We start from the raw sequence: 25,826 nt of genomic DNA on the forward strand, positions 1-25,826 counted from the left end.
TTCCGTTCAGTTCCGGATCCGCCAGTTTCCCGTGTAGGTCCGCCCGATGTCGTCGCAGGTCGGGTCCGTGACGATGAGCTCGGGTCGCGCGTTCTGGCACACGACGATGGTGTTCTGCCGGAACGTCCGGCCGAAGTACACGGCCTCGTCGCGCTGGATGCCGTGCACCAACCAGGCCGGCTCGCGCCAGACGCCCTCCGGCTCTTCGTCGTAGCCCACGCAGTGCTCGACCCGATAGCAGCCGAGGATCAGCAGGTCGCGCATGACGTGGTGTCGGGACTCGTTGACGCGACGCGGGAGCAACATGCTGCGGGGGTTGTAGGCGGTGAGGATCGCGAAGTCCCGCCGCAAGAGCTCGGGCATGGTGCCGATGTCCTGCACGATTTCGCCGTCCAGCGACACGCGCAGGAGCCCGGCCTCCGAGGGCAGCTCGTAGACGGTCGCGAAGTAGGAGCGCAGCAGGTTCTGATCCACGGAGCGGCCTTTCTAACGCAAATCCGGGCGACCGACCACTCAAGCCTGGAATCGATAGCCCACACCGCGCACGGTCAAGAGGTGGGCCGGATCGCTCGGGTCGTCTTCGAGCTTGGCCCTGAGCTGCAGCATGAAGTTGTCGATGGTGCGCGGCGTGCCGTGATGGCCGGGGCCCCACACGCGCCGAAGGATCTGCTCGCGGGTCAAGACGCGCCCCGCCTCCTCGATCAAGCAGAGCAGAAGGTCGAACTCGGTCGCGGTCAGAGGGACCGGCTCGCCCCCGCGGGTGACCTCACGCGCTGCGATGTTGATGGTCAGGCTTCCGGCCACGACGACACGATTGCCCGGCCGCGCGATGGCGTCGCGGCGGAGCTGGGCCTTCACCCGTGCCAGGAGCTCGGCGAGGCTGAAGGGCTTGGTGATGTAGTCCTCCGCGCCGAGCTCGAGACCCATGACCTTGTCGAGCTCGGCGCCGCGGGCCGAGAGCAGCACGATCGGGGTCTTGCAACCCTCGCCGCGCAGGTGTCTGAGGATCTCCAGGCCGTTCACCTTGGGAAGCATGATGTCCAGGATCACGAGCGACACCTCGGGCGAGCGTGCCACGGAGAGCCCGGTCTCGCCGTCAGTGGCCACGACGACCTCGTAGCCTTCGGCTTCCAGGTTCATGCGCAGTCCGAGCGTGATGCTCTCGTCGTCCTCGACGACCAGGATGCGTTTCTTGGGCTCAGCCATCGCCTGCCGACTCCGTGGCCTGACCCGAACCGGGGGCCGGTTTCCGGGATAACACGATCGAGAACGCGCTGCCTCGACCCGGTGCGCTCGTGAGCTCGATGCGCCCGCGGTGCGCTTTCACCACGTGTTTGACGATCGCCAGGCCCAAGCCCGAGCCCTCGCGCTCCCGAGAGAGCCGGTCGTCGACGCGGTAGAACTTCTCGAAAATGCGCGCGTGCTCCCGCTGCTCGAGGCCCTGACCGTTGTCCCTCACGACGAAGCGCACGTCTCGCGGCCCGGCTTCCACGCTGAAGTGAATCTCCGGAGGATCGCCCCCGTACTTGACCGCGTTGGTCAACAGGTTGAGGAGCGCGTCCGAGAGCGCGGCGCGGTCCGCGTCCACGAACGCGTCCTCTTCGGGGAGCTGCACCTCGAACGTGGCCTTGCGCCGCTCGAGCACGGGCCGGAACGCCGAGCTGGCCTGGGCGACGACGTCCTTGGCGCTGGCACGAGCGATGGTGAACTCCTTGCGCCCGCTCTCCATGCGACCCCAGTCGAGCAGGCGATCGATCAGCTCTTGGAGCCGCATGCTCTCTCGGGTGAGCCCTTCGATGCACTTGTCCTCGGCTTCCACGTCGCCGCGCCTGAGCGCGAGAGTTTCGGCGAAGAGCCGGATCGAGGTGAGCGGCGTACGCAGCTCGTGGGACACCTTGGAGACGAAGTCGCTCTGGAGCATGGACAGGCTGGCTTCTCGCCTCACGAACACCCAGACCAGGATGACGCCGGTGACGGAGGCCCCGCTGAAGCTGACCACGAGGATGCCCATCAGCAGGTTGGCCTGCATCTCGCCGAGGAAGAGCAGGACCGCGCCCACTGTGAGCAGGAGCGCGGTGGGCACGACGATGAGCGAGACGAGCAGGATGACGATCCTGCGGTAGCCGAGCTCCCGAGACGCCATCAGCCGACCGCCAAGTCCACCTTCAACGCTGCCAGGAGCAGCGCAGAGCTCCAGGCCTGCGCGGGGCAGCCCCGCCAGCGGTGCGGCTCTTCGCCGTCCGCGATCTGCGCGACGTGCCCCAGCACCGGGCCGCCTTGGACCGCGCGCTCGACCAGCTCCGAGAGCTCGGCCCGGACGTCTTCGTCGCCCGGGTTCTGCGCCCGCACGGCGCGGATGTAGAACCCGAGCAAGAAGGGCCAGGCCGAGCCCTGGTGCAGGGCGCGTTCACGCTCGTTCAGGCTTCCTTCGTAGTGGCCTTCGAAGGCGCGGTCCTCGCTGCTCAGCGTGCGGATGCCGCGCGGGGTCAGGAGCTCCGTGCGCACCTTGGCCAGGACGGCGTCGGCCTGCCAGGGCTCGAAGAGCTCCGGCGCGACGGCCAGCGCGATCAGCGCGTTGGGCCGAACGCTGGCGTCGGCCCACGACTCCGCGCTGGCTCGCTCCGCGCTCATGTCGTCGAAGGGATAGTCGGTCTCGTTGCACCAAAAGCGCGCCGAGAACCCCGCGAGGACGGCGTCGCGGCAGGCCTCCGCCGCCCGAGCGAGCTCGGCGTGGCCGTAGTAGCGCGCCCACGCTGCCAGCGTTCGACAGGCGCTGAACCAGAGGGCCTGATGTTCCACGGCGAGACCGTTGCGCGGCGTGACCGGCACGGCGCCGGTGCGCGCGTCCATCCATGTCCCCGGCTCCGGCGGCTCCGTGAAGACGAATCCTTCGGGGCTGAGCCCCGCACCGTGCGGCCGGCGCCGACCCCTGAGCCGGAGGAAGGCCCGCAAGAGGCCAGGGTAGACTCGGGTCTTCACGAAGGGGTCATCGAGCCCGATCGAGTCGGCGAGCGCCCGCGCCGCCTCGAACAACCAGAGCGTGGCATCCGGAGAAGGGACGCGCGGCCCGGTCGTGGCCGACGGGACCTCCCTCGGTAGGAGCCCGGCTCGCAGGAGCTGGAGTGCCGCCGCGAGCGAGGCCGTCGCCTGGGACAGGCGGCCTCGAGCGAGGTAGGTGCCGCGAAACGCGATCAGCCAGTCCCTGAGGGGCGCGCCCAGCCACGGGTAGCCAGCGACGATCGCGGGCCGGGAGCACGCGTCGCTGCTGAAGCTGTCGCACGCGACCGACAGCGTGCGCACGGTGCTCGGCGTCGCGGCGCCGGGATCGAGCGACAACAAGTGCTCGCGCGCCTCCGCCATGAGCTCCTCCGGCGTCGCGCTCGGTAGCCCACCCACGCCGACCACGAGATAGGCGTGGGAGTCCGGATCGAGCGTCAGCTCGAAGGTGCCCGGCGTCCACATGTCCTCCTGGAAATCGGAGTAGCGCCGGAGGTCCTCTCCGTATTCGAACCGCCGCCACCAGTCCGGCGAGCCCATGAACACGCCGCGGTGACCGAACACGATGGGCGGCAACGCGAGGATGGGTTGGACCTCGACCTCGTTGGCACGCAGAGTCACCTTCTGCTTCATTCCGCCGTGCTCCCGCGCCAGGTGCTCGAGCGGGCGGAGCGGCATCAGCGGCATCAACGACATGCGCGCCGGCGAGCCCCCGGCCCAATGGTAGCGCAGAACCACGGCGTTCTTGCCGCGCGCCAGCGCCACGGTACGCTCGAGCGTGCCCTTGCCAAGCCGGTAGAGCCAGCGCGGGAGCGGGTCTTGCGCGAAGGTTCGGAGGTTCCGATAGCCGAGCGTGGGCGCGACTCCTGGGAACTGATGGGTCGCGAGCTTGAAGGTGCGATCGGCGACGGTCACCGTCGTCTCGGCGTGACTCAGGATGACGTAGCGACCGAGCGGCGGCTCGAGAGCGGCGACCAAAAGGCCGTGATGCCGTCGCGTGTGCATGAGCGCGAGCGTGCTCATGGCGTAGGCCCCGGCCCCGTTGGTGTGCAGGAACTCGCGCTCCGCTCGCTCGAGCTCGCCGTCGATGGCGACGGCGGGCCAGGGTCCGTCACGCGGCCCCTCCCAGCGCGGCCCGCGGTGGCTCATGCCTGCTCCCGCTGCTCGAGCGCTCCGAGCGCCGCGGCCCGCATCGCAGCGATGGGCGGCTCGACGCCGAGCCAGATGCGAATGGCCGCCGCGGCCTGACCCACGAGCATGCCCAGGCCCCCGCGAGCGCGGAGCCCCCTACCCCGGGCAGCCTCCAGGAACGGCGTCACGGCCGGGGTGTAGACCACGTCGTAGGCCAGCGCGGAAGCCGGAACGCGCTCCCAGGGGATCAGCTCGGCGATCCCTTCGCCGGGGGGGCCCCCACTCATGCCGGCGCTGGTGGCCTGGATCAGGACATCCGCGCTGCAAACGGCGTCCGAGAGCGCAGAAATCGCGTGCGGGTCGTCGGGCCAAGAGCAGCAGCGCGCGCCCATGCGGGCGAACAGCTCCTCGGAGGCCTCCGTCCGGCGGCGCGCCACCACGGTGATGTCACGCAGGCCGCGGGCACGGCAGGCGCTGACCGCAGCACGGGCGGCGCCGCCCGCGCCGACCACGAGCGCCGAGGTGGCTCCCGGCGCGTATTGCGCGAGCTCCTCGATCAGTGCGTCGACGTCGGTGTTGAAGGCGACGAGCTCGCCGTGCAGCGCGGCGAGCACGTTGGCCGCCTCGGTCTCGCGCGCCCAAGCGTCGGCTTCGTCCGCCAGCTCGAGCGCGCGGCCCTTGTGGGGCAAGGTGACGTTCGCGCCGGCGATGGCTCCGCGGCGGATCTCGGCGACCGCGGCCACCAACGCAGCGTCGTCCGGACAGTCCACGAGCTCGTAGCGGTGCGCAAGACCGAGCGCCCGGTAGGCGGCCGCGTGGATCGCCGGTGACAGCGAGTGGGACACGGGGTGACCGAGCAGAACGAAGCGGCTCATGACGCAGTATCGCCGGGCTCCGTGCCCGTGACCCGGGCCGCGATGCGACCGTCGTGCACGCGAACGGAGATCTCGTCGCCGGCGACGACCTCGCTGGCGGCTCGGAGCGCGCGACCGTCCGCGCGAGTCGCGATGGCGTAGCCACGCGCCAGCACGGCCAACGGCGACAGCGCCGAGAGGCGGGCTGCCAGCTCGCCGAGCCCTGCGCGCGAGCGGCCGAACCGGACCGCCGACGCGGCCTCGAGCCGCGTGAGGAGCGGGGTCAGCCGAGCCTCCGCTTGGGCCAGCACCGCGCGGGGGTGCCGCGCGGACAGGCGCCGTTCGGCCTCCGTCAGCGCCGCCCGACGGCGCGCGAAGCTCTTCAGCGTGACGCGCTCGATGCGCGCCCTGAGCTCGTCGAGACCTTGTTGGCGCACGGCGATCACGAACCGCGGGTCCGAGAGTCGGGCGCGCAAGCGCTCGATCCGCGAGCGCTCCTCCAGCAAGCGCCCCTGCACGGCGTGGAGCAGGTGCCGGCGTTGCCGGGAGAGCAGCTGCCTGCGCGCCTCGGCGTCCGGGATGACCAGCTCGGCGGCCTGCGACGGCGTCGCCGCTCGGAGGTCGGCCGCGAGATCCGCCAGCGTGACGTCGATCTCGTGGCCCACGGCGCTGACCACCGGCACCCGGGTCGAGGCGATGCGCCGCACCACGCGCTCGTCGTTGAAGGCCATCAGATCCTCGCCCGAGCCGCCGCCGCGCCCGACGATGAGCACGTCGAGCCCCGGGTAGCGCTCGATCAGGTCCAGCGCCCGCACGATGCTCTCGGGCGCGGAGTCACCCTGCACTAGGGCCGGGCTCAGCACCAACCGCGCGCCGCCGCGTCGGAAGGCGACCGTACGGATGTCGTGAAAGGCGGCGCCTGCCGAGCTCGTCACCACCCCGACGACGCGGGGCTCCAGGGGCAGCGCGCGCTTGCGCTCGGGTGCGAACAGCCCCTCCTCGGCCAGACGGGCCTTCAGCTTCTCCAGTGCCTCGAGCAGCGCGCCCCGCCCCGCCGGCCGGAGCGTCTCGGCCACCAGCTGAAGCCGGCCGCGCGGCGCCCAGAGCGTGGCCCGGCCGAGGAGCTGCACCCTCGCCCCCTCCGAGAGGTGCCGCCGCGCGCGCAGCGCGTTCATGCGGTACATCACGCACTCGACCACGGCGTCCTCGCGCTCGTCCTTCAGCGTGAAGTAGGCGTGGCCGCTGGACGCGACCTTGAGCGAGGTGATCTCGCCCTCCACCCACTCGCGGCCGGTGACCGACTCGACGGCGCGCTTCAGCCGCCGATCGAGCTCCGCGACGCCGATGACCTCCTCGGGACCCGCCACGGCGGCGGTTATAGCGCGGTTCGCCGGGACTGGTATCCTCGGCCGCCCGACATGCCCAACTGGCTCTACGTCGCAGCATGCGTGGTGCTGCCCGCCGTCTGGGGAGTGCTGATGTACTTCGCGTTCGGCGCGCTCGAGCGGCGGCGCAAGAAGAACGCGAGGCGGGACGCTCCCCCACCCATCGACTACTCGATCTGATGCTGGTCGCCGGCCAAGAGGTGAGCCTGCTCGCGCTGATCGCGCTCGGCGTGGTCGTGGGCTTCGTGGCCGGCCTGTTCGGCATCGGCGGCGGCTTCATCTTGACGCCGCTCTTGTCGGTGGTGCTGGGGATCCCGCTGCCCATCGCCATCGGTAGCGGCCTGTGCCAGATGGTCGGCACCGCAACCGTCGCCTACCTCAAGCACCAGAAGCTCGGGCAAGGCGAGCCGCGCTTCGACTGGCTGATGCTCGGAGGCTCGCTGCTCGGCGTGTCGGCGGGGGCGAGGACCGTCGCCTTCCTGGAGGCGCAGGGAGACGTCAGCCTGCTCGGTGGCAGCCTGCCCATGGCGACGCTGGTGCTCTACGCCGCCTACATCGTGTTCCTGCTCGGCTCGGCGGCGAGCCTCATGCGTCGCTCGCAGGGCACGGTCGAAGCGCTCTCCTACGTGCGCCGCGGTCCCTTCGCCCGCGCCGCGCTGCCGCCCTACGTGGACCTGCCGCGGGTTCCGCTCACGCGAGTCTCGGCGCCGGTCATCGCCTACCTCGGCCTCGCGCTCGGCTATCTGAGCGGCCTGCTCGGCCTGGGCGGCGGCATCGCCCTGATGCCGGTCCTGCTCTACGGCTTCGGCTTCCCGATCAAGCAGGCCGCCGGCACCGGTATCCTGGTGCTCCTCGTGACGTCCGTGAGCGGCACCCTGGCCCACGCCGCGCTCGGCCACGTCAACCTGCCGCTCTCGCTCACCTTGCTGGCCGGAGCGAGCATCAGCGCGCAGCTCGGCGCGTTGACCACGAATCGCCTGCCGCCGAGCGTGCTGCGACGCGGCCTCGCGGCGTTGATCTTGGTCACCACGGCGGCGCTGCTCTGGGCGCTGGTTCGGCGCATCGTGTAGGCTCGCCGGACCTTGCCCGCATTCGCCAGCATCGCGGACGTGATCGGCGACACCCCGCTCGTGACGCTACCGCGGCTGTCCCGGGAGCTCGGTGTCTCCATCCAAGCCAAGCTCGAAGGCGTGAACCCCGCCGGCAGCGTCAAGGACCGCATCGCCCGCGCCATGGTGGACGACGCCGAAGCGAGCGGCAGGCTCCGGCCCGGCGCCACGCTGATCGAGCCGACTAGCGGCAACACCGGCATCGCCTTGGCGATGATCGCCGCCCAGCGCGGCTACCGCCTGATCCTGACCATGCCCGAGGCGATGAGCCGCGAGCGCGTCCAGCTCTTGCGCGCCTACGGCGCCGAGATCGTGCTGACGCCGGGCACGCTGATGAAGCACGCGGTCGAGCAGGCGGAGCAGCTCGGCACGACGACGCCGGGCTCGGTGCTGCTCCGTCAGTTCGAGAACCCGGCGAACCCGCGGGTCCACGCCGAGACCACGGCCGAGGAGATCTGGCGAGACACCGCGGGCCGCGTGGACGTGTTCGTCGCCGGCATCGGCACCGGCGGGACCATCAGCGGGGTCGGCAGGGTGCTCAAGGCGCGGAGCTCGGGCGTGCGGATCGTGGGCGTCGAGCCCAGCGGCGCGGCGGTGCTGTCCGGACGCGCTCCCGCGGGTCATCACATCCAGGGCATCGGCGCCGGCTTCGTGCCCAAGGTGCTCGATCGCAACGTGCTCGACGAGGTCGTCGCCGTGAGCGAGCAGGACTCCCTCGACGCCGCGCGGCGCCTGGCCCGCAGCGACGGTGTGCTCTCCGGCTTCAGCGCCGGCGCCGCCATGGCCGCGGTGTTCCGCCTCGCCGCGCGACCCGAGCTCTTTGGCAGGCACTTCGTGGTGGTCCTGCCCGACACGGGAGAGCGCTACGTCTCCACGCCCCTGTTCGAAGCGATCGCGGGCTGAGGCAGCTCCGGCAGCGCCAGCTCCACCCGCCCGCCGGGGAAGAAGTCTGCGAAGCTCGGCTCGACTACCCGCTCGAGCCGCTCGGCGATCTCGCCGGCGCGCCCGAGGTCGAGCCCCATGCCGTGCACCTCCAGATCGCCGCGCAGGCGGTGCGTCAGGCGCTTGACGCGCTCGAAGGTCGAGAGGTACGCGCCACGCCAGATCGCCAGGTACGGCCGATGGTCCATCGGGTTCATCGTGAGCAGGCGCCGCACGCGGTTCGAGGGCAAGAAGGTGTAGGTGCTCACGTGCGGGTGTTTGCGCAGCACCCACTCCCGCGCGTGCTCGAAGCGGGTGTACGACAGCGAGCGGATGTCCTGGTCGATGTTGTAGAGCACACCGCGCCGGTGCGCGGTACCCACCACCTGCGACACGTAGGGCACGAACGGATCGATGATGAACACCAGGTCGGCGCCGCGCTCGATGGCCTCGACGAAGTTGCTGGTGCGGGTGACGGCGCCGTCTTCGTAGTAGCGGTCCTCGATCTCCACCGCGGCGAACGCCGGGTTCACGCTGACCGAGCCCTGGACCGCCACGCTGATGGGAACGGCGTCTCTGCCCTCCGAGCCGAAGACCACGTGGCGCCGTGCGTCCTGGTCCGAGGCGCCGATGTAGAGCGGCTTCTTCAGGCGGCGAAAGTCGTTCTCCGCCGGGGCGCGCGACAGGATCTCGCGCAGCACCCGCTCGAATCGGTCGGAGCGAAACGGCGGTCCCACCAGCGACGTGTAGTCGAGCACCAGGTCGTTGAAGCTGGGCAGCGTGCGGTGCCAGGCCAGCTCGTAGGCGGCGTGCCAGAAGATGTCGGTGGCGGCCGACAGGCGCTCCGTCATGTCCCGCCAGTTCAGGTGGCTCAAGCGAAAGAGCTGGAGGTCGAGGGGCGGGATGCGCCCGCCGGGATGGGAAGCGATGGCCGCCATCAGCTCGTCCACCGAGTAACCTGCGCTCAGGATGCCGGTGACCACCGCGCCGGCGCTGATGCCGAAGTACATGTCGAGCCCGGCGACGCCCGGCGAGATGCAGTCTTCCAGGCACTTCAGCGCGCCGAGCTCGAAGTAGATCCCGGTGATGCCGCCGCCCGACGCCGCCAGCGCCGTCTTGCCGACGCGGCGACGCGCGGTGAGCTCGACCATCGCGTCGAGCACGCGCCGGGGAAATCCGGCCTCGTCACCGCGCTCCCTGAGCACGTGACCGACGCCGCGCGCCCCGAGCTCGGTCAGGAGACGATCCGAGCGCTCGTCGTCGCCCTTGACCAGCGCCAAGATGCGGTGGAAGCCGTAGCGAAGCTCGACGTCGGCGGGGCGGTCGAGCCGGCTCAGCAAGAACTGGGTGCGCGCGGCACAGGCTTCACGGTCCTCCTGCGTGTCCGCGCGTAGATCGAGCAAGAGCAGGTGGAAGTACGCGCCACCGAGACCTCGCTCGACTCCCTCCGCGCTGGTCTCGACCGAGAGCTCGAGCTCGGTGCCCGCGTGCTCGAGCAGCGGCGGGTCCAGCGACAGCACGCGCGCCTGGCCGGACAGGCGCTCGAGGCACGTCGCGGGTGGACGCCCCGCCGCGGAGAAGTAGAGGACGCGCTTCGACACTTGGGGGCATTGTGGCTCCACCGGGATTGCTCCGGTAGACGAAAGCTTTTCGCCGGCGCGGCCGATCCACGAGTTGGGCAGTCTTGCCAGGGCCAGAGAACCCGACGGCGCTTCCCCGGCGCCAGTCAGCAGCACGAACCGCCTCCGCGCGGTTCCATGCTATGGACGCGCCGCCATGTTCAAGAAAGTGCTGATCGCGAACCGCGGAGAGATCGCCGTTCGCATCGCCCGCACGCTGAAGGAGATGGGCATCGTGCCCGTGGCCGTCTACTCCGAGGTGGACAAGGACGCGTTGCACGTGCGGGTCGCGGGAGAGGCCTGGGAGATCGGGCCGGCTCCCGCCGCCGAGAGCTACCTGTGCATCGACAAGCTGATGGACGTCGCCAAGCGGGCGGGCTGCGACGCGCTCATCCCCGGCTACGGCTTCCTCAGCGAGAACCCGGCGCTGCCCGAGGCGTGCGAGGACACCGGCATCGTGTTCATCGGTCCGCCGGCGAGCGCCATGCGCGACCTGGGCTCGAAGACCGCGGCGCGCGAGAAGATGAGCGCCGCCGGCGTCCCCATCGTCCCGGGTGGTCCCGCCGACACGCTGGAGGAAGCCAGGCAGAGCGCAGCTCGCATCGGCTACCCGGTGATGCTCAAGGCCACCGCCGGCGGCGGAGGCAAGGGCATGCGCCTGGTGGCGAACGAAGCGGAGCTCGCCTCGGCGCTCGAGCGCGCCAAGAGCGAGGCCAAGAAGGCCTTCGGCAACGACGTGGTCTACATGGAGAAGGCCATCGTGCGGCCGCGCCACGTCGAGATCCAGGTGCTCGGGGACCGGCACGGCAACGTCGTCCACCTATTCGAGCGCGACTGCTCGATCCAACGCCGCCACCAGAAGGTGGTCGAAGAGACGCCGAGCCCGGCCCTGGACGACGCGACGGCCCGCGAGATGGGCGAGGTAGCGGTCAGAGGCGCGAAGGCGGTCGGCTACTACTCCGCCGGCACGTTCGAGTTCCTGCTGGCGGAGGACCGCTCGTTCTACTTCCTGGAGGTGAACACGCGCCTGCAGGTGGAGCACCCGATCACCGAGCTCTGTACCGGCACGGATCTGGTACGGGAGATGGTGCGCATCGCCGCCGGGGAGAAGCTCGGCTACGACCAAGAGGCGGTGGTGCGGCGCGGCGCCGCCATCGAGTGCCGCGTGTACGCGGAGGACCCGAGCATCGGGTTTCTGCCGAGCCCCGGTACGATCAGCGAGCTGCGCGTGCCGGCTGGTCCGGGCGTGCGCGACGACAGCGGCGCGTACGAGGGCTGCACCATCAGCTCCAGCTACGATCCGCTGATCTCGAAGCTCTGCGTCTGGGCGCCGAACCGCGAGCAAGCCCTTGGGCGCATGCGCCGCGCGCTCGCCGAGTACGTGGTCGCCGGCATCCGCACCAACCTGCCCTTTCACGAGCGCCTGTTCGAGCAGCCGGAGTTCATCGCCGGGCGTTACGACACCGGCTACATCGATCGCAACAAGACGGCCCTGCTCGGCGGCACGCTCATCCCCCCGAGCGACAAGCAGCTGTACGCCGCTGCGGTCGCCCTGGCGGCTTTCCGAGAGAAGCGTCCGCCGAACCTGCTCGGTCACGTCAACGGGGCGGGTGGCGCCAAGAGCTCGCTCTCGCCGTGGGTCGCCGCGCAACGCTCGCGGCTGGGGCGGAGGTGAATCGATGGCGGCGCTCTCCGGCATCCGCATCCTCGACCTGACCCGGCTTCTGCCGGGACCTTTCGCCACGTTGGTGCTCGCCGACCTCGGCGCGCGCGTGGACAAGATCGAAGACCCGGGCCTCGGCGACTACACGCGCCACGCGCCGCCGATGGTCGGCCCGGCAGGCGCCGCGTTCCACGCCTTGAACCGCGGCAAGCGCAGCGCCGTGCTCGACCTGAAGAGCGCCCGCGGGCGGGCCGTGTTCGAGCGACTCTTGCCGCACTACGACGTGGTCTTCGAGCAGTTCCGCCCAGGCGTGCTCGCCCGGCTGGGCCTCGGGCACGAGCGCCTGCTCGAGCTCGCGCCCAGGCTGGTGGTCTGTGCCCTGACTGGCTACGGCCAGAACGGGCCGCTCAAGGACCGAGCGGGGCACGATCTGAACTACCTGGCCCGAGCCGGCCTCTTGGGCCTCGGCGGACCGGCAGCGCAAAAGCCGACCATCCCGCCGTTCCAGCTCGCCGACGTGAGCGGCGGCCTGTGGAGCGTGATCGCCATCCTGGCGGCCCTACGCGAGCGCGAGCAGAGCGGCAAGGGAGCGATCCTCGACATCGCGATGCTCGACTCGGTCGTGCCGTTCGCGACCATCACGCTCGCCAAGCTGCTCGGTGGAGAGCAGCCGGTGCGCGGCGACGAGCTCTTGACCGGCGGCATCGCTCCCTACGACACCTACCTCACCAGCGACGGAGAGACGATGTCACTGGGCGCCCTCGAGCCGAAGTTCCTGATGAAGTTCTGCGCAATGAACGGCATCGAGACGGACATGGGGGTGCTCCTGCCCGGTCCGCACCAGACCGAGCTGAAGCGGCGCTTCGCCGAGGTCATTGGCGCAAAGACCCGCGCCGAGTGGGAGGCCTTCAACGCCGAGCACGACACCTGCCTCGAGCCCGCCCTGCGCCCGGAGGAGCTCCTGACCGACGCGCAGATCGCGGCGCGCGGCCTGTTCTTCGAAGGCAAGGCCGGCAACGAGACCGTGCGCTACTACCGCACGCCGGTCACGCCGAAGGACCTCGCGCCGACGCCGGCGCCGAGCCAGGGCGAGCACACGGACGCCATCTTCGGCGAAGCGGGCCTCTCCGCCGCAGAGATCGCCGAGCTCCGCGCCGAAGGCACGATCCGCTGAACTGGCTCAGCCTCGTGTTTCGCCCTGCCCTGCGTCTGGGCAGCAGAAGAAAAGCTCACGGACGCCACGACGCCACGGTTGTTGTCTTGCGGAGCTGTTGGACTCTCCGACCTGGAAGTCCCGACCGGGTCGGATGACGTGCAGGGATCAGCGCTCGGAGGGACCGGAGCATCGCGGCGGGCGAAGCGCTCCCAGGTCTGACACCAAAGTCTTCTTCTTCTGCTTCCGTGGCGCTCGTGGCGCCGTGGGGTTCGCGGCGCAAGTCCTCCGACGCGCGGGTTCCCCGTAGACCAATCGCGAGCTCATGCCCAACGGCGAGAGCGGTGTCAGATCTTCTTGAACTCCTCGACGAACTCCCAGTCCGCTATCAAGTGCTTGCGCAGGAGCACGGAGAGGAGCGCGGCGAACATCTTCTCCCAGGCGTGGTCGCCCAAGATCTCGCTGGCATCGGCGCCGTGAGAGACAGCGCGCAGCGCCGCTACCAGGTCGCGCGCAGTCAGGTGATCGCCGTGGTCGTCGGTGGCGGGGGGCTCGTCTGCGGCGATCGCGCGCCGGCTGCGCCGCGCCGGCAGGTTGATCGTCGTCCCGTCGAGCAGGGTGACGGCGACCATCTTGCCGTGCCCGGCCCGCGGCGGCGGCAAGCTGATGTCGCGCGCGGAGATCTGAGGCCCGGAGTCTGGCGGGAAGGACTCGACCTTCGCCGAAGTCGCCGCGCGCGCAGCAGCGGGGCGGACCGAGGCCGGACGTGCAGGCGGGCGCTCCGAAGCCCGGGCCGGCACGGGTTGGCTCGGACGCACGGACGCCGGCGCCGCGGTGCCGGAAGCGGGCGTCTTGGTGTCTGGCGTGGGCTCAGCGGGAGGGCCCTTGGGAGCGCCGTCCGCTGGTGTGAAGCGCCGAGTGGCCGGCTCATCCGCGGTCCCCTCCACCGCTCCGCCGCCGTAGTAGGCCTGAATGGCGCCGCGGATGTCCGAAAGGGGCGCGATCATCGCGCGTACCGGCAGGCCCGAGTAGCGAGCGACCTCCTCCCGCGCCGCTTCGTCCTCCGGGTTGTCCATCGCCAGGTACAAGGTCTCGCCGCTGCCCCGAACGCGGCGGACGAAGATCGGCACGAGCGAGTGGCGCTCGGCCACTTCGCGCGGCACCAGGTTCAAGAGCTGCCGCGAGAAGTCGATGTGGTAGAGGGACACCCAGGGCACGCTGAGCTGCTGGCTCAGGATCTGAGTCACCTGCGTCTCGGTCACCAGGCCCGTCGAAACGAGCAGCGTCCCCAGGCGCCGGCCGTCCTTCTTCTGCAAGGCCAGGGTCTCCTCGAGCTGCTCCCGAGTGATGATCTGAGCCTCTACCAGCAGCTCTCCGAGTCGGACGCGCGGGGCGGTCATCGCGGCCGATTCTAGCAGCGGGGCATCCCCGGGCTGAATTTCTCGGGGTTTTCGGCCGCCACCCGGGCCCCCTACCCCCCTCCCGTGGCGTGGCGACCGCCCGAAAATCGCTGCGACCAGGGCTTCTCCAAAACCCGGGGCTGCGCAATACTGCGGGTCTTGTGCGGGGGCCTCGGATGATCCGCAACACCCGTGCCGACGACGAATTGGGCCCCCCCCGCGGGCGGAGCCCGTCCCGTCCCACGGGGGGCGGGGGAGCGAGCTGATGGTGGCCACCATGCCGACCCGCGCCTGCCCCCAGTGCGGCACGGCCTGCCAGCCGAGCCATCAGTACTGTCCGACCTGCGGCTTCCCCGTCGGCAACGTCAGCCACACCAGCGAAGACAAGATGATCGGCAGGACGCTGCCGGGCGGCTACCACATCCTGGACCTGATCAGCGTCGGCGGGATGGGCCGCGTGTATCGCGCCGAGCAGAGCGTGCTTGGGCGCACCGTCGCGGTGAAGGTCATCCACCCCCACCTCTTGGCGGACGAGAACGCGGCGCTGCGCTTCATGACGGAGGCGCGCGCGGCGTCCCAGCTCAATCACCCGAACTCCGTGTCGGTCTACGACTTCGGCCGCACCGAAGACGCCCAGCCGTACCTGGTGATGGAGTTCTTGCGAGGCAAGGACCTCGCGACCGTCGCCTGGGAGGAGGGACCGCTCCCGTTCAACCGCATCGTGGACGTGATGCGCCAAGTGCTGGCGGCGCTCGCGGAAGCCCACGAGCTCGGGATCGTCCACCGCGATCTCAAGCCGGAGAACATCATTCTGGAGCCGCTGCGCCGCGGCGGCGACTTCGTGAAGGTGGTGGACTTCGGCCTCGCCAAGCTCAAGGGCGACGCCCAAGGCCGCAGCGTGACCAACCCCGGCATCGTGTGCGGAACGCCGGACTACATGTCGCCCGAACAAGGGCGCGGCGACCAGCTCGACGGACGCAGCGACCTCTACGGGCTCGGTGTGGTGCTGTTCCAGCTGCTCACGGGCCGCCTGCCCTTCGACGCCGACAGCCCGACGCAGATCGTGATGATGCACCTCACGATCCCGGCACCCGACCCGCGCCAGGTCGCGCCGGAGCGCAACATCCCCGACCCGCTGGTGGAGGTGGTCCAGAAGGCGATGGCGAAGGAGGCGGACCGCCGCTACCAGGACGCCGTCGAGTTCTCGGACGCGCTCGCTGCGGCGCTGCGCGCCTTCGAGGGCGTTCCTTCCGGCCCGGTCTCGGCCGTGGCGTCCACCGCCGTACCCAGCGCGCTCGGCACCATCACCAGCACCAGCGTCGAGTGTCCAGCGTGCAAGACGACGGTGGCGGCCACGAAGTTCTGTGGGGAGTGCGGCGAGCGCCTGCCCGTCAAGTCGCGCCCGGAGGCCCTGACCCAGGCCCAGCTGCCGCTGATGCTGCTGGCGCGGGACGAGGACCTGGCCTGGCTGGAGGATCGGCGCAAACAGGTGGTGAGCGGCGTGGTCGGCGCGCGCATCGTGGGCGAAGCCGGCGCGGGCAAGACGCGTCTCCTCAAGGAGTTCGCGGCCCGGGCGCAGGCGGACGGCGATCGCGTGGTCGTGGTCGGCCCCGACCCCTACTGGTGCGAAGCTGCGAACTCGTCGCTCAAGGAAGCCATCCGCGGGCTCACCGGGCTCGAAGAGAGCGCCATCCGCGCGCTCGCGGAGGACGCGAGCCCGGAGGCACGGCGCGGCATCGACGAGGTGTTCGACGGGGAGAGGGGAAGGCGCGACGACAAACGCTCGGCCGCGGAGCGGCGCTACGCGGCCGCGGAAGCGCTGCGCTGGGCGCTGGTCGGAGCCTCCAATGCCACGCCCAAACGCGTGATCCTGGCCATCGACGAGCTGCATCGCATCGACGGCCCGAGCCGTGCCGCCTTCGCCGACGCGCTGGGCGAGCCGCCCGACGCCCGCGTGCTGATGCTGTGCACGCACGCACCCGGCTTCGAGTCCGGCTGGGGCGCCAGCCACGCCGCGCGCGTGCTCTCGGGGTTGCCGCCTCCGGCGCTGTCTCGCGTGCTCTCTTCCGTTCCGACGGAGCACCTGCAGGCGGCCGAAGACGAGGCCGGCCGAGGCATCCTGCCCATGTACGTGGAGCAGCTCTTGCGCTTCCACCTGGATGGCGGGAGCGATCCGCCCCGGCGCCTCGGCGACCTGGTGGGCCTGCGCGTGGACACGCTGGACCCCGCAGCGCGACGCACCCTGCAGGCGCTGTCCGTGCTCGGCGACCGCGTGGAGCTCACGATGCTCTCCGCCCTGGTGCCCAAGAACCACCCCGTCGAGTCGTCGCTGGATCAGCTGAAGACCGCCGGGATGGTCGAGCAGGTGGGCGCGTTCTGGTCCACGTCGCATCCGCTGCTCCGCGAGCTGGTGTTGACGGGTATCCCGGCTGCGGTGCGGCGCGAGCTCCACGCCAAGGCGCTGCGCGTGTGCGAACAGCACGCGGCCCCGATCGAGGCGCAGGCGCTCCACGCCTACGAGGCCCAGGACTCGTTCCAAGCTCTCCTGCTCCTGGAGCAGGTCGCCGACCGCGCGACTGCCCGCGGTGACCTCAACACCGAGATCGAGGCGCTGCGTCGCGGCCTCGAGATTGCGCGGCGCGACGTCGCGCGAGGCGAGCTCGACGATCCGTTGCGCGCCGTGTTGATCTTCGCACGCAAGCTGGGAGCCGCGCTGACCCGGGCCGGCAACTTCGCGGATGCCGAGGGCATCTTGCGCGAGGCGCTGGACATCGCCGGCCCGAGCGGCGCGGACCGCGCGCGCGTGCTCGGCAGCCTGGCTCACGTCGCCCACGGCCGGCATCGAGACTCGGAGGCGGTCGTGTACATCGAGCAGGCCATCGAGACGGCGCGCCAGTCGGGCGCGTACGATCTGGTGAGCAGCTTCAGCGACGCCCGCAAGGCCTGGGCCAACTAGCGCGCGCATGCCTCCGAACCAGGAGTCGTCGATCCCCGAGACCAAGCTGGTCGCGCGCTGGGATCTCGACAAGACCTACCTGCGCACCGAGTTCGACACCGTCCGCGACCTGATCCGCACGGCCGTCGAGCGCCCGGACCGCAAGCGCTCGGTGCCCGGCGCCGCGGCTCTGCTGCGCGAGCTCAAGCGTTCCGGCGCGCGCGTCCACATCCTGAGCGGTAGCCCGCGTCAGATGCGGGGCCGGTTGGAGGAGAAGCTGGCCATCGATCGGGTCCGCTACGACGAGCTCACCCTCAAGCCGAACCTCAGCAACGCGCTGCGCCTGCGCTTTCGAGCGATGCGCGACCAGCTGGGGTACAAGCTTCCCAACTTGCTCGCGGCCCGGGCGCGGGATCAATGGGGTGCCGCGAGCCCGGGTGCGCTGGCAGAGGTTCTGGTCGGCGACGACGCCGAGGCCGACGCCTTCGTCTACTCGCTCTACGCCGACGTTTGCGCCGGTGTCGTCGACGACAAACTCCTCGGTCGCGTGCTCGACAAGGGCCGGGTCTATTCGGACCAAGCGGAGCTGGCGCTCTCCTCGCAGCGCCGGATCGAGCCCGCGCCGGTGGTCGGCCGGATCCTGATCCACCTCGATCGGCAGACGCCCCCTAGCCGCTTCCGCGAGTACGGGCCGCGCGTCGTCCCGTTCTACAATTACCTGCAAGCCGCCATCGTGCTCTGGGCAGACGGCCACGTCTCCGCCCAGGGCGTGCTCCGCGTCGCCTCGGAGCTCGTTCAACAGCACCGCTTCGACGCCGACGCCTTGGCGCGCAGCTACTTCGAGCTGGTTCGGCGCGGTCATCTGCAGCTGAGCCCGGTGGACGAGCTGCGCGGCGCCCTGGCGGACCTGGAGGGCCGCCTGCCCACCTTGAAGGAGCTCGAGGCCATGGTGGAACGGCTGGGCGAGCGGGTGGTCGAGCCGGGCGCCCCGGTCGAGTGCCAGCCCATCGACTACGTGGCGCTCTCGGAGCTCCACCGCGGCGGCAAGAACCGGCGCCGCCCCGGGGCCCGCTGAGCCAAAAGGCGCGATTTTTCACGCCGAAGGGCTGGACTTTCACGACGTTTCGAGGCACGGAAGGGTCCCCCGTGGAAGGATAGAGCCCCGTGGATAGCGACCTGGCGGAGGCCATCTCAGCCCTCAAAGACGTGCTCAAGCGGCGTGGGGTGCGAGCGAGCTTCGGCAAGGCCTCGCCCGAGCTGGTGGCGAGCCTCAAGACCAAGCTGCGCCTGCCGCGCCGCTATCGGGAGTTCCTGGCGGAGTGCGACCCGCTCGACCTGGAGACCCGCACTCCGTCCGAGCGAGTGCGGCTGATTCGCGCGGACGATCTCGAGAAGGAGCAGGCAGGCTTCGCCCTGGACGACGAAGGCAACCCCATCTCGAGCCCGACCAGTCAGGGCTGGCGTCCGGCCTGGGTCATCGTTGGTCACAGCGCGCTCCTGGGCGACCCGTATTTCCTCGACACCTCGAGCCCCGACCCCGAGGGCGACTGCCCCGTGTACACGGCGATGAGCGGCACCGACAACTGGAAGCCGCGGCTCTGCGCCTCGAGCTTCGCGCTGTTCGTCCGCATTTTGGCCATAGGCATGGAAGTCGCGCAGGGCTTCGCCGAAGACGACGTGGATCCCGACGACGAGCAGACGTTCCGCGACGCGCTCGGCCCGCGCTTGCGCGAATACGATCCGGCCGCCCTCAAGGCCGGACATTGGACGTGAGCGTCCGCCTTCGCGTCGTCGAGGACGGGGCCGAGCTCGAGCAGGTGCTCCGGCAGCTCGAGCTGCGCGGAGAGTCCGATCTCGAGCGAGTCGAGCCCGCAGTCCGCGAGGTGCTCGCCGCGGTGAAGCGCGAAGGTGACGCCGCCGTGCGGCGCTACGTGCGCCAGTTCGAGCGGCGCGAGCCAGAGGCGCTGCTCCTCGGCGACTACGGCGGGGAGGCGGCGCTCTCGAGCCTCGATCCCGCGCTCGCCGCGGCCCTCACGGAGGCGGCGGCACGCATCCGGCGCTTCCACGAGCACCAAGCCGCACAAACCGCGAGCTTCGAGTACGAGGAGGGCGGCGTCCGCCTCGGCACCCGCGTGCGCCCGCTCGGGCGGGTGGGCGTGTACGCGCCCGGTGGCAAGGCGCGTTACCCGTCGAGCGTGCTGATGTGCGCGGTGATCGCGCGCGTCGCGGGCGTGAGGGAGATCATCGTGGCGACGCCGGACGCGAGCCTCGAGGTCCGCGCGGCCTGTCACCTGGCCGGTGTCGATGCCATCCTCGACGCCGGCGGCGCCCAGGCAATCGCGGCCCTCGCCCACGGGACCGAAACGGTGCCGCGCGTGGACAAGATCGTGGGCCCCGGCAACATCTACGTCGCCGCGGCGAAGCGCCTGGTGTTCGGACAGGTGGACATCGACAGCATCGCAGGCCCCAGCGAGATCCTGGTCATCGCCGACGACAGCGCGGACGCCGACGTGATCGCCGCAGACTTGCTCTCGCAGGCGGAGCACGACGAGGCGGCCTACCCCTTGCTCTTGACCACCTGCTCGGCGCTCGCTGCAAAGGTCCAGGCGGCGCTGGCAGTGCGGCTGGCCGAGCTCCCGCGCAGGGCGATCGCGGAGGCGTCGGTGGAGGCCAACGGCTGGGCCCTGGTGGCGCCCGACGCGGAAGCCCTGATCGCCATCGCCAATCGCCTGGCGGCCGAGCACGTGGCCCTTCACGTGAAGGACGCGCGCGAGGTGGCGGCCCGCGTGAGCCACGCCGGCGCGCTGTTCATCGGCGGCATGACGCCGGAGGCCGCCGGAGACTACGTCGCAGGTCCCTCCCACGTGCTGCCCACCGGCGGCGCCGCCCGCTACGGCTCCCCCCTCGGCGTCTACGACTTCGTGGCCCGGACCTCGCTCATCCAGTACTCCGCCGAGGCGCTGGTCGCCGCCGCCCCTGGGATCGAGACCTTGGCGCGGGCCGAGGGCCTGGAAGCCCACGCCCGGGCGGTCTCCGTGCGAACCTCCAAGACTTCGCGGGGTTAGGGCCGATCCGCTCCGGCCCGTCGCGGGACCGCCCCTGTCCCGTTGCGAGTTAGACCTCTAACGGCTAGGGTGCGCCGCCTTTCAGCCAGGGCCGGTCCTCAGTGCAAATCCCCCGATATTCGCGGGGAAACGCACTGGCTTGGGACTTGCTTACTGGCCCCGAGGCTCGGAGCTCATTGACCGCTCGAGTGCCCTCTGCGCCCCGGCGCACGGGACCCTCTGGCGGTGAACGAACCCGAACTTCCCCGAGCGAACCTTGAAGGAGAGCGGCATGAATAGGTGGACACGACGGCTTCTGCAGGGGCTGTCACTGCTGGCGTTGGGCAGCGTGGGGTGCGCTGAAGAGCGCGAGCCCATCAACCGGGTCCAGGCAGACGCCCTGGCGAAGTCTTTCTTCGTCGGCAACCTGAAGGACCACGACGACAACCCCGTGTTCTATTGGCGAAACTTCGTCGTCGACGGGACGGAAGCCCAGAGCATGGTGGGCATCGGGTCGTGGGGCGGCGTCGACAAGATCCGCTTCGAGATCACCGAGCACATGCTCTTCGCCCGCAAGGCGTACCCCATCGCGGACGGCGCGGACAACAAGGGCACGAACACGGCGAACGGCACCCTGGTCGCCGCCTACGCCATCTCCAACCACTTCGACATCAAGCGGGACTACAACCCGCAGACCGGCGAAGAGCTCAACGTCATCAACGAGAACTCGAGCGACCGCCCCTGGTACGAGCGCGAGTACTTCCGCGTGGACTGGTCGGTCAACATGGTCGACTCGCCCATGTGGAGCGACATGTTCAGCGGGAAGCTGTTCGGCGACCTCAAGGTCACGCCGATCGCCTACTACGTGAACGACAAGGCTCACGCCGACGCGCCGCACTTCGACCCGAAGGAAGGCTACTTCGACGTCACGAACAAGTTCTTCGTGGCGCCGGACCAGATGCAGTCGCCGTTCATCGACCTCAAGGGTCAGATCCCGGCCTGTATCCTGATCGGCTTCTACACCGGCACCGCCATCGACAACTGCGACCCGCAGGAAGCCGTGGTCCGCAGCTCCTACTGGCGCGTGGACAAGGTGCCCAGCGCCGCCGACTTCGAGCCCTTCGAGAACACCAAGGCGCAGCTGGACATCGTCGGCAACCCCGGCGGTCTCGGTGACGCCTTCTCGGTCGGCATCGTGACGCCGCCGCGCGTCGATTGGGACCCACAGTACGGGTACACCGACGAGCACATGAAGCGGTTCATGCACGTCCACAACATCTGGATCCAGAGCCACCAGCTCCGCGGCAGCTGCCAGACCGACGACCAGTGCGGCGGCGGCGCTTGCCTCCCGGTTCCCGATCCGGCGACCGGCAAGCCGACCTCGGCTCGCGCCTGCACCGTTGCCTGTAACTACAAGGCCCGCGGCGACTCCGACAGCGACGGCACCGACGACCAGTGCGCGAACGCCAACACGGGCTACGCCGGCAACGGCGGCTCGCAGTGCAGCGCCCGCAACTGGTGCACCCTCCCGTACCGCGATCGCAAGATCAAGACGATGGCGTACTGGCTGAACAAGGAGACTCCTGCCGAGCTCACCGATCCGGTCGATCCGAACGGCAACCGGGTCCTCGACGGCGCCGGCAACCCGGTCCGCGGCCCCTCGGAGGACCTGACCTACAGCTGGAACCAGCTGATGGCGCACTCGGTGGCCAAGGCCCGCGAGGTCGAGTGCCGCCGCACCGGCAGCGGCGACCGCGCCGGCTGCTTCGCGCAGTACTTCGAGCCGGGTCAGACCGAAATGGTCGGCTTCGGCGGCTGGGGTCTGCCCAAGGTCAAGCCGATGGAAGACGACGTGCTCGTCGCCTGCCACAACCCGGTCCGCGCCTATGACCACAAGGTCTGCGGCCCGGTCGGCTACAGCGCCCGCGTCGGCGATATCCGCCACAACTTCATGTACTACTGGCCCTACGCCTCCCGCGCTCCCTGGGGCGGCATCGCCAACTGGAACGCCGATCCGACGACCGGCATGATCATCGGCGCCGCCGCCACGACCATGGGCCGCTCGGCCACCTACGCCGCCGCGATGGTGCGCGACATCATCATGGTGGCCAACGGTGAGCTCAGCATGACGGACATCACCAACGGTACGCCCGCCACGCTGTACGAGCGCCGGCTGCAGAACGGCTACCAGCCCACGCAGGCGCTGAGCCCCGAGCAGATCAAGAGCCGCATCGACGCCATCGACGCCAAGCACGCCACCGAGATGATCGCGCCGAAGGAGCTCCCCGGCGCTACCGTCAAGGAGAAGATCGGCCAGGCCGTCAAGATGATTCCGAAGACGGTGGCGGGCCTCGGCCCGGCATCGACCTCGGCTCTCCAGTACGAGGCCATCGCCGAGAAGGTGCGCGGCACGGAGTTCGAAGCCCAGCTCGTGGACCAGAACTGGCTGGTGGACGCCGCCGGCATGGGACCCGGCACCACCATCAAGGAAGTGATGGAGTACGTCTCGCCGCTTCGCGGCATGGACGAGGGCCGAATGGGCGGCATCCGCCAGCTCATCGACCTCAAGATGCAGTCGCGCGGCATCTGCTTCCCGGACATCTTCGCCGGCAACGTCGGCAACCTGGACGTCCAGGGCGTCGCCAAGTACTTCGCGGCGAAGTTCAACGACGACGCGATCAAGCAGAACTTCCCCGAGTACGGCTCCGCCGATCCGAGCATGCTGAGCAAGAAGCGGGCGGAGCTCATCTACAACCAGCTCTGGAAGGAGACCTTCAAGGGCATCGCCCTGCACGAGGTCGGCCACTCCCTGGGCATGCTCCACCAGTTCTCCTCGTCCTTCGACTCGGCGAACTTCCTCCCGCAGTACTGGCAGCTCCGCACCCAAGAGGGCAACGCCACCAAGAGCTGCGAGGGCAAGGCGCGCACGGGTGACACCTGGTCGGCTGGCAGCGACAGCTGCATGGGTCCGCGCTACCTCGACCCGGAGACGGACGACGAGATGGGTCAGGCCGGCGAGTCCCGCCCGGGCATCGCGTACTTCGGCCACACCTCCACCATGGAGTACCAGAACGAGCGCTTCTTCGAGACGGTGGGTCTCGGCTCCTACGATCTGCACACCATGGGCCTGCTCTACGGCCGCGTGCTCCAGACCTTCGACGGGGACATCCACGGTCAAGCGGATCAGGAGGACTGGTCGTTCCGCAACTGGACGCAGCTCACCGAGCAGAACTACGTGAACTGGGACAACCCGGACGTCTCTGCGATCGTCGGCGGCAAGACCCTTCAGCCGATGCACTACACGGAGCAGGCGCGTCGCTTCAAGGTGTTCGAGCCGAGCATGTGCCGGCCCGCCACCAACGAGGAGAAGGCGCACGCCGAGTGGCGCATCGTTCACGGGCAGGTCTGCACCTTCCCGCAGAAGGACTACGGCTCGTGGAGCGACTTCGAGGACGGTCTGCCCGACAGCAAGCCGTCTTGGATGAGCGCGGACGAGGACTCGATGAGCAAGTGGCGCGTCAAGCCGAGCTCGAAGTCCGCCGGAGGCATGGTCCGCTGGCCGTACCGCTGGGGCGTGGGCTCGAACTCCTACGTGCACACCAACCCGAGCGACGCGGGCGCGGACATCTACGAGGTCGTGTCCGAGACGATTCGGAAGTTCAAGTACGGCTACCCGTTCCAGTACTTCCGCCGTCAGAACCGCGACTGGTACTACCGCACGCTCCCCTCGCGCGTGATCAACGGCTTCTACGAGCGCCTCCGCGCGTTCCACTGGAGCATGGCGAACACCAACGCTCGCTTCAACTCGTTCGGCAGCTCGGTCTTCGCGGCCATCGCCAGCTCGGATGACTGGTGGCGTCCGTACGTGATCGCCGAGACCGACATGTTCAACAACATCGCTCTGGCGCTCTTGCAGCCGCAGATCGGTGCCTATCGCCCGGCGGTCAAGCCGATCGACAGCATCGAGACGCTGTACGACCCGGAGGGTGGCGGCTCGATCTCCGCCGAGTTCGAGATCGACGCCTCGACCGGACGCTTCATCGACCCCAACTTCGACAGCACGTCCAAGGGCGGCGGCTCCTGGAACTACCAGGAGTGGGTCAACCACACGGGCTTCACCGTGGAGAAGGCCGAAGCGGCCCGGGCGCTGACCGACGGTCGCAGCGTGTTCTCGACCATCTCGCGCGAGAACTACCTCGACGGTCGTAACGTCAACATCAACTACCGGAGCGACATGCCGGATCAGATCGACCGCCTCCTCGGCGGCCTGCTGTCCGGTGACTACGAGACCATCGCGCCGTACGTGGACGACCTGGGAGACGACATCGACGGGAACGGCTTGCCGAACCCGGTGGTGCACGCCTTCGATCTGGGCGGCGCTTCGCCGAAGCGTCCGGCCGGCGCGAAGCTGGTGTTCCCGAACGTCGGCTACAAGCAGTCGCTCGGTACCCTGGTGTTCGCCCACATCTTCGCCCGCCTGAACGGCGACCTCCAGCTCTCGAACAAGATGCGCATCTGGGTCGACGGCATGACCGGCGAGATCAAGATCGCCGATGCGCAGCAGATTCGCTTCACCAACCCGGAGAGCGGCTACACCTACGTCGCCAAGAAGTACGGTCCGCAGACCATCGACGGCAAGACGGTGGACAAGGGCATCGGCTCGCGCATGGTCGCGCGAGGCAACGCCCTGCTCAAGGAGGTCTACGAGACCAGCGGCGTGGACGCCTTCGGCAGCCCGATCGTGACCTACGACGCCAACAACGAGCCGGTGTTCAAGCAGGGCTACTCGGAGGCGGCGCTGAACGAGCTCCGCGCCTGGGTCGGCACGCTGGACGCCGCGGTGCAGATCGGCAACCTGGTCGGATACGGTCCGTTCTACGGAATGGGCGGCATCGACTGGGAGTGATCGACTGAACCAGAACGGGTGAGCCGTCACCCGCACGCGAGGCCCGGTGCGAAAGCGCCGGGCCTTCGTGTTTTGTGGGCGCGCTTCACCTGAACCGTGCGGGCCTCGGCGGGCGCGCGGGCCGGTGCTACCTTTGGCCGTATGAACGCCCTGAAGGCGCACGTGGTGAACGGCCGCATCGTCGTCGATGAACCCACCGACCTGCCGGACGGCACCGAGTTGTACCTGGTGCGGGCGCATTCCGATGATGAGATGGACGAAGAGGAGCGCGCAGAGCTCGAAGCCGCGATTGACGAAGGACTTGACGACTTCGAGGCGGGGCGCATCGTCGACGAAGAGACCATTCGAGCGAAGTTGCGAGCCTACCGTTGAAGCTCGAGCTTGCTGCGCGTGCCGACCGCGAGATCGAACGCGCCCTGAAGTGGTGGATGGAGCATCGCCAGGACGCGCCCGCGTTGCTCAGCGATGAGATCGGCGAGTACTTCGACAAGCTGAAGAAGTCGCCGATCTTGGGCGAGCCCTGGGGCACGCGCCGCGGAAAAGAGATCCGCCGGGTGCTCTTGCCCCGCACGAAGAAGAAGCTCTACGTGATGCGGCCAGACCCGAACACCGTACGGGTCATCTGCTTCTGGGGCGGCCAGCGCGGCCGCGAGCCGAAGCTCTAGGGCGCGCCCTTCTTAGCCGCCGAAAACACGCGTCCCCGCGCGCG

20 protein-coding genes are annotated in these 25,826 nt (G+C 69.6%); 12 read left to right on the top strand and 8 right to left on the bottom strand.

Annotated features, from left to right (window positions below; translation table 11 throughout):
* Positions 1–6: 6 nt before the first annotated feature.
* From HS104_28170 to xseA, 6 genes are read right to left on the bottom strand one after another with little or no spacing between them, the layout of a single operon-like run.
* Positions 7–474: a DUF3293 domain-containing protein gene (locus tag HS104_28170; protein ID MBE7483827.1), complete on the bottom strand. Its 468-nt coding sequence runs from the start codon at positions 472–474 to the stop codon at positions 7–9.
* A gap of 39 nt (positions 475–513) precedes the next feature.
* Positions 514–1,206 (bottom strand): response regulator transcription factor, encoded by a 693-nt coding sequence (locus HS104_28175; protein ID MBE7483828.1) that lies wholly within the window; start codon positions 1,204–1,206, stop codon positions 514–516.
* On the bottom strand, positions 1,199–2,143 hold the full coding sequence (locus HS104_28180) for a two-component sensor histidine kinase (GenBank protein ID MBE7483829.1): 945 nt from the start codon (positions 2,141–2,143) through the stop codon (positions 1,199–1,201). The genes HS104_28175 and HS104_28180 overlap by 8 nt, the downstream gene beginning before the upstream one ends.
* Complete coding sequence (locus HS104_28185) at positions 2,143–4,146, bottom strand: glycogen debranching enzyme N-terminal domain-containing protein (GenBank protein ID MBE7483830.1); 2,004 nt, start codon at positions 4,144–4,146, stop codon at positions 2,143–2,145. Before HS104_28185 ends, HS104_28180 begins: the two co-directional genes overlap by 1 nt.
* The gene (locus HS104_28190) at positions 4,143–5,003 is read right to left on the bottom strand and encodes a shikimate dehydrogenase (protein ID MBE7483831.1); all 861 of its coding nucleotides are present in this window, start codon (positions 5,001–5,003) and stop codon (positions 4,143–4,145) included. Before HS104_28190 ends, HS104_28185 begins: the two co-directional genes overlap by 4 nt.
* Complete coding sequence (gene xseA / locus HS104_28195) at positions 5,000–6,349, bottom strand: exodeoxyribonuclease VII large subunit (GenBank protein MBE7483832.1); 1,350 nt, start codon at positions 6,347–6,349, stop codon at positions 5,000–5,002. The genes HS104_28190 and xseA overlap by 4 nt, the downstream gene beginning before the upstream one ends.
* A gap of 51 nt (positions 6,350–6,400) precedes the next feature.
* On the opposite strand from xseA, the gene HS104_28200 reads away from it, so the two are divergent.
* The 3 genes from HS104_28200 to cysK are packed head-to-tail and all read left to right on the top strand — an operon-like array spanning position 6,401 to position 8,379.
* The gene (locus tag HS104_28200) at positions 6,401–6,547 is read left to right on the top strand and encodes a hypothetical protein (protein MBE7483833.1); all 147 of its coding nucleotides are present in this window, start codon (positions 6,401–6,403) and stop codon (positions 6,545–6,547) included.
* The gene (locus tag HS104_28205; protein MBE7483834.1) at positions 6,547–7,437 is read left to right on the top strand and encodes a sulfite exporter TauE/SafE family protein; all 891 of its coding nucleotides are present in this window, start codon (positions 6,547–6,549) and stop codon (positions 7,435–7,437) included. The genes HS104_28200 and HS104_28205 overlap by 1 nt, the downstream gene beginning before the upstream one ends.
* Before the next feature lie 12 nt (positions 7,438–7,449).
* Positions 7,450–8,379, top strand: a complete 930-nt coding sequence (cysK, locus tag HS104_28210) for a cysteine synthase A (protein ID MBE7483835.1) — start codon at positions 7,450–7,452, stop codon at positions 8,377–8,379.
* On the opposite strand, the gene HS104_28215 is transcribed toward cysK, so the two are convergent.
* On the bottom strand, positions 8,340–9,998 hold the full coding sequence (locus HS104_28215) for a patatin-like phospholipase family protein (protein ID MBE7483836.1): 1,659 nt from the start codon (positions 9,996–9,998) through the stop codon (positions 8,340–8,342). The two genes, cysK and HS104_28215, sit on opposite strands and share 40 nt — an antisense overlap.
* A 175-nt stretch (positions 9,999–10,173) precedes the next feature.
* Here HS104_28215 and HS104_28220 point away from each other — a divergent pair, with 175 nt between their 5' ends.
* Entirely contained in the window at positions 10,174–11,691 is a 1,518-nt protein-coding gene (locus HS104_28220; protein MBE7483837.1) for an acetyl-CoA carboxylase biotin carboxylase subunit, read from the top strand.
* Between the two features lie 4 nt (positions 11,692–11,695).
* Complete coding sequence (locus HS104_28225) at positions 11,696–12,853, top strand: CoA transferase (protein MBE7483838.1); 1,158 nt, start codon at positions 11,696–11,698, stop codon at positions 12,851–12,853.
* A gap of 326 nt (positions 12,854–13,179) precedes the next feature.
* Here HS104_28225 and HS104_28230 read toward each other — a convergent pair whose 3' ends face one another.
* Positions 13,180–14,232 carry a hypothetical protein gene (locus tag HS104_28230; protein ID MBE7483839.1) on the bottom strand — a complete coding sequence of 351 codons (1,053 nt, stop codon included), beginning with the start codon at positions 14,230–14,232 and terminating at the stop codon, positions 13,180–13,182.
* A 277-nt stretch (positions 14,233–14,509) separates the two neighbouring features.
* On the opposite strand from HS104_28230, the gene HS104_28235 reads away from it, so the two are divergent.
* The 7 genes from HS104_28235 (at position 14,510) to HS104_28265 (ending at position 25,782) form a co-directional block, all read left to right on the top strand.
* A complete protein-coding gene (locus tag HS104_28235; protein MBE7483840.1) occupies positions 14,510–17,188 on the top strand; it encodes a protein kinase in 2,679 nt (892 codons plus the stop codon).
* A 7-nt stretch (positions 17,189–17,195) separates the two neighbouring features.
* Positions 17,196–18,242 carry a hypothetical protein gene (locus HS104_28240; GenBank protein MBE7483841.1) on the top strand — a complete coding sequence of 349 codons (1,047 nt, stop codon included), beginning with the start codon at positions 17,196–17,198 and terminating at the stop codon, positions 18,240–18,242.
* 182 nt (positions 18,243–18,424) lie between these two features.
* Positions 18,425–18,940 carry an SMI1/KNR4 family protein gene (locus HS104_28245; protein ID MBE7483842.1) on the top strand — a complete coding sequence of 172 codons (516 nt, stop codon included), beginning with the start codon at positions 18,425–18,427 and terminating at the stop codon, positions 18,938–18,940.
* 44 nt (positions 18,941–18,984) lie between these two features.
* The gene (gene hisD, locus HS104_28250) at positions 18,985–20,232 is read left to right on the top strand and encodes a histidinol dehydrogenase (GenBank protein MBE7483843.1); all 1,248 of its coding nucleotides are present in this window, start codon (positions 18,985–18,987) and stop codon (positions 20,230–20,232) included.
* 271 nt (positions 20,233–20,503) lie between these two features.
* Complete coding sequence (locus tag HS104_28255) at positions 20,504–25,117, top strand: hypothetical protein (GenBank protein MBE7483844.1); 4,614 nt, start codon at positions 20,504–20,506, stop codon at positions 25,115–25,117.
* A 141-nt stretch (positions 25,118–25,258) separates the two neighbouring features.
* Positions 25,259–25,489 carry a hypothetical protein gene (locus tag HS104_28260; protein MBE7483845.1) on the top strand — a complete coding sequence of 77 codons (231 nt, stop codon included), beginning with the start codon at positions 25,259–25,261 and terminating at the stop codon, positions 25,487–25,489.
* Complete coding sequence (locus tag HS104_28265; protein MBE7483846.1) at positions 25,486–25,782, top strand: hypothetical protein; 297 nt, start codon at positions 25,486–25,488, stop codon at positions 25,780–25,782. The genes HS104_28260 and HS104_28265 overlap by 4 nt, the downstream gene beginning before the upstream one ends.
* Positions 25,783–25,826: the final 44 nt, after the last annotated feature.

Source organism: Polyangiaceae bacterium (assembly GCA_015075635.1).
In the GTDB taxonomy this organism is placed as follows: domain Bacteria; phylum Myxococcota_A; class Polyangia; order Polyangiales; family Polyangiaceae; genus JADJKB01.

What these genes read in the sequence shown, in the direction of transcription:
- HS104_28175 (MBE7483828.1), bottom strand. Translation starts at nt 1,206, where the DNA reads ATGGCTGAGCCCAAGAAACGCATCCTGGTCGTCGAGGACGACGAGAGC.
- HS104_28180 (MBE7483829.1), bottom strand. Translation starts at nt 2,143, where the DNA reads ATGGCGTCTCGGGAGCTCGGCTACCGCAGGATCGTCATCCTGCTCGTC.
- HS104_28185 (MBE7483830.1), bottom strand. Translation starts at nt 4,146, where the DNA reads ATGAGCCACCGCGGGCCGCGCTGGGAGGGGCCGCGTGACGGACCCTGG.
- HS104_28190 (MBE7483831.1), bottom strand. Translation starts at nt 5,003, where the DNA reads ATGAGCCGCTTCGTTCTGCTCGGTCACCCCGTGTCCCACTCGCTGTCA.
- HS104_28200 (MBE7483833.1), top strand. Translation starts at nt 6,401, where the DNA reads ATGCCCAACTGGCTCTACGTCGCAGCATGCGTGGTGCTGCCCGCCGTC.
- HS104_28205 (MBE7483834.1), top strand. Translation starts at nt 6,547, where the DNA reads ATGCTGGTCGCCGGCCAAGAGGTGAGCCTGCTCGCGCTGATCGCGCTC.
- HS104_28220 (MBE7483837.1), top strand. Translation starts at nt 10,174, where the DNA reads ATGTTCAAGAAAGTGCTGATCGCGAACCGCGGAGAGATCGCCGTTCGC.
- HS104_28225 (MBE7483838.1), top strand. Translation starts at nt 11,696, where the DNA reads ATGGCGGCGCTCTCCGGCATCCGCATCCTCGACCTGACCCGGCTTCTG.
- HS104_28230 (MBE7483839.1), bottom strand. Translation starts at nt 14,232, where the DNA reads ATGACCGCCCCGCGCGTCCGACTCGGAGAGCTGCTGGTAGAGGCTCAG.
- HS104_28235 (MBE7483840.1), top strand. Translation starts at nt 14,510, where the DNA reads ATGCCGACCCGCGCCTGCCCCCAGTGCGGCACGGCCTGCCAGCCGAGC.
- HS104_28240 (MBE7483841.1), top strand. Translation starts at nt 17,196, where the DNA reads ATGCCTCCGAACCAGGAGTCGTCGATCCCCGAGACCAAGCTGGTCGCG.
- HS104_28255 (MBE7483844.1), top strand. Translation starts at nt 20,504, where the DNA reads ATGAATAGGTGGACACGACGGCTTCTGCAGGGGCTGTCACTGCTGGCG.
- HS104_28260 (MBE7483845.1), top strand. Translation starts at nt 25,259, where the DNA reads ATGAACGCCCTGAAGGCGCACGTGGTGAACGGCCGCATCGTCGTCGAT.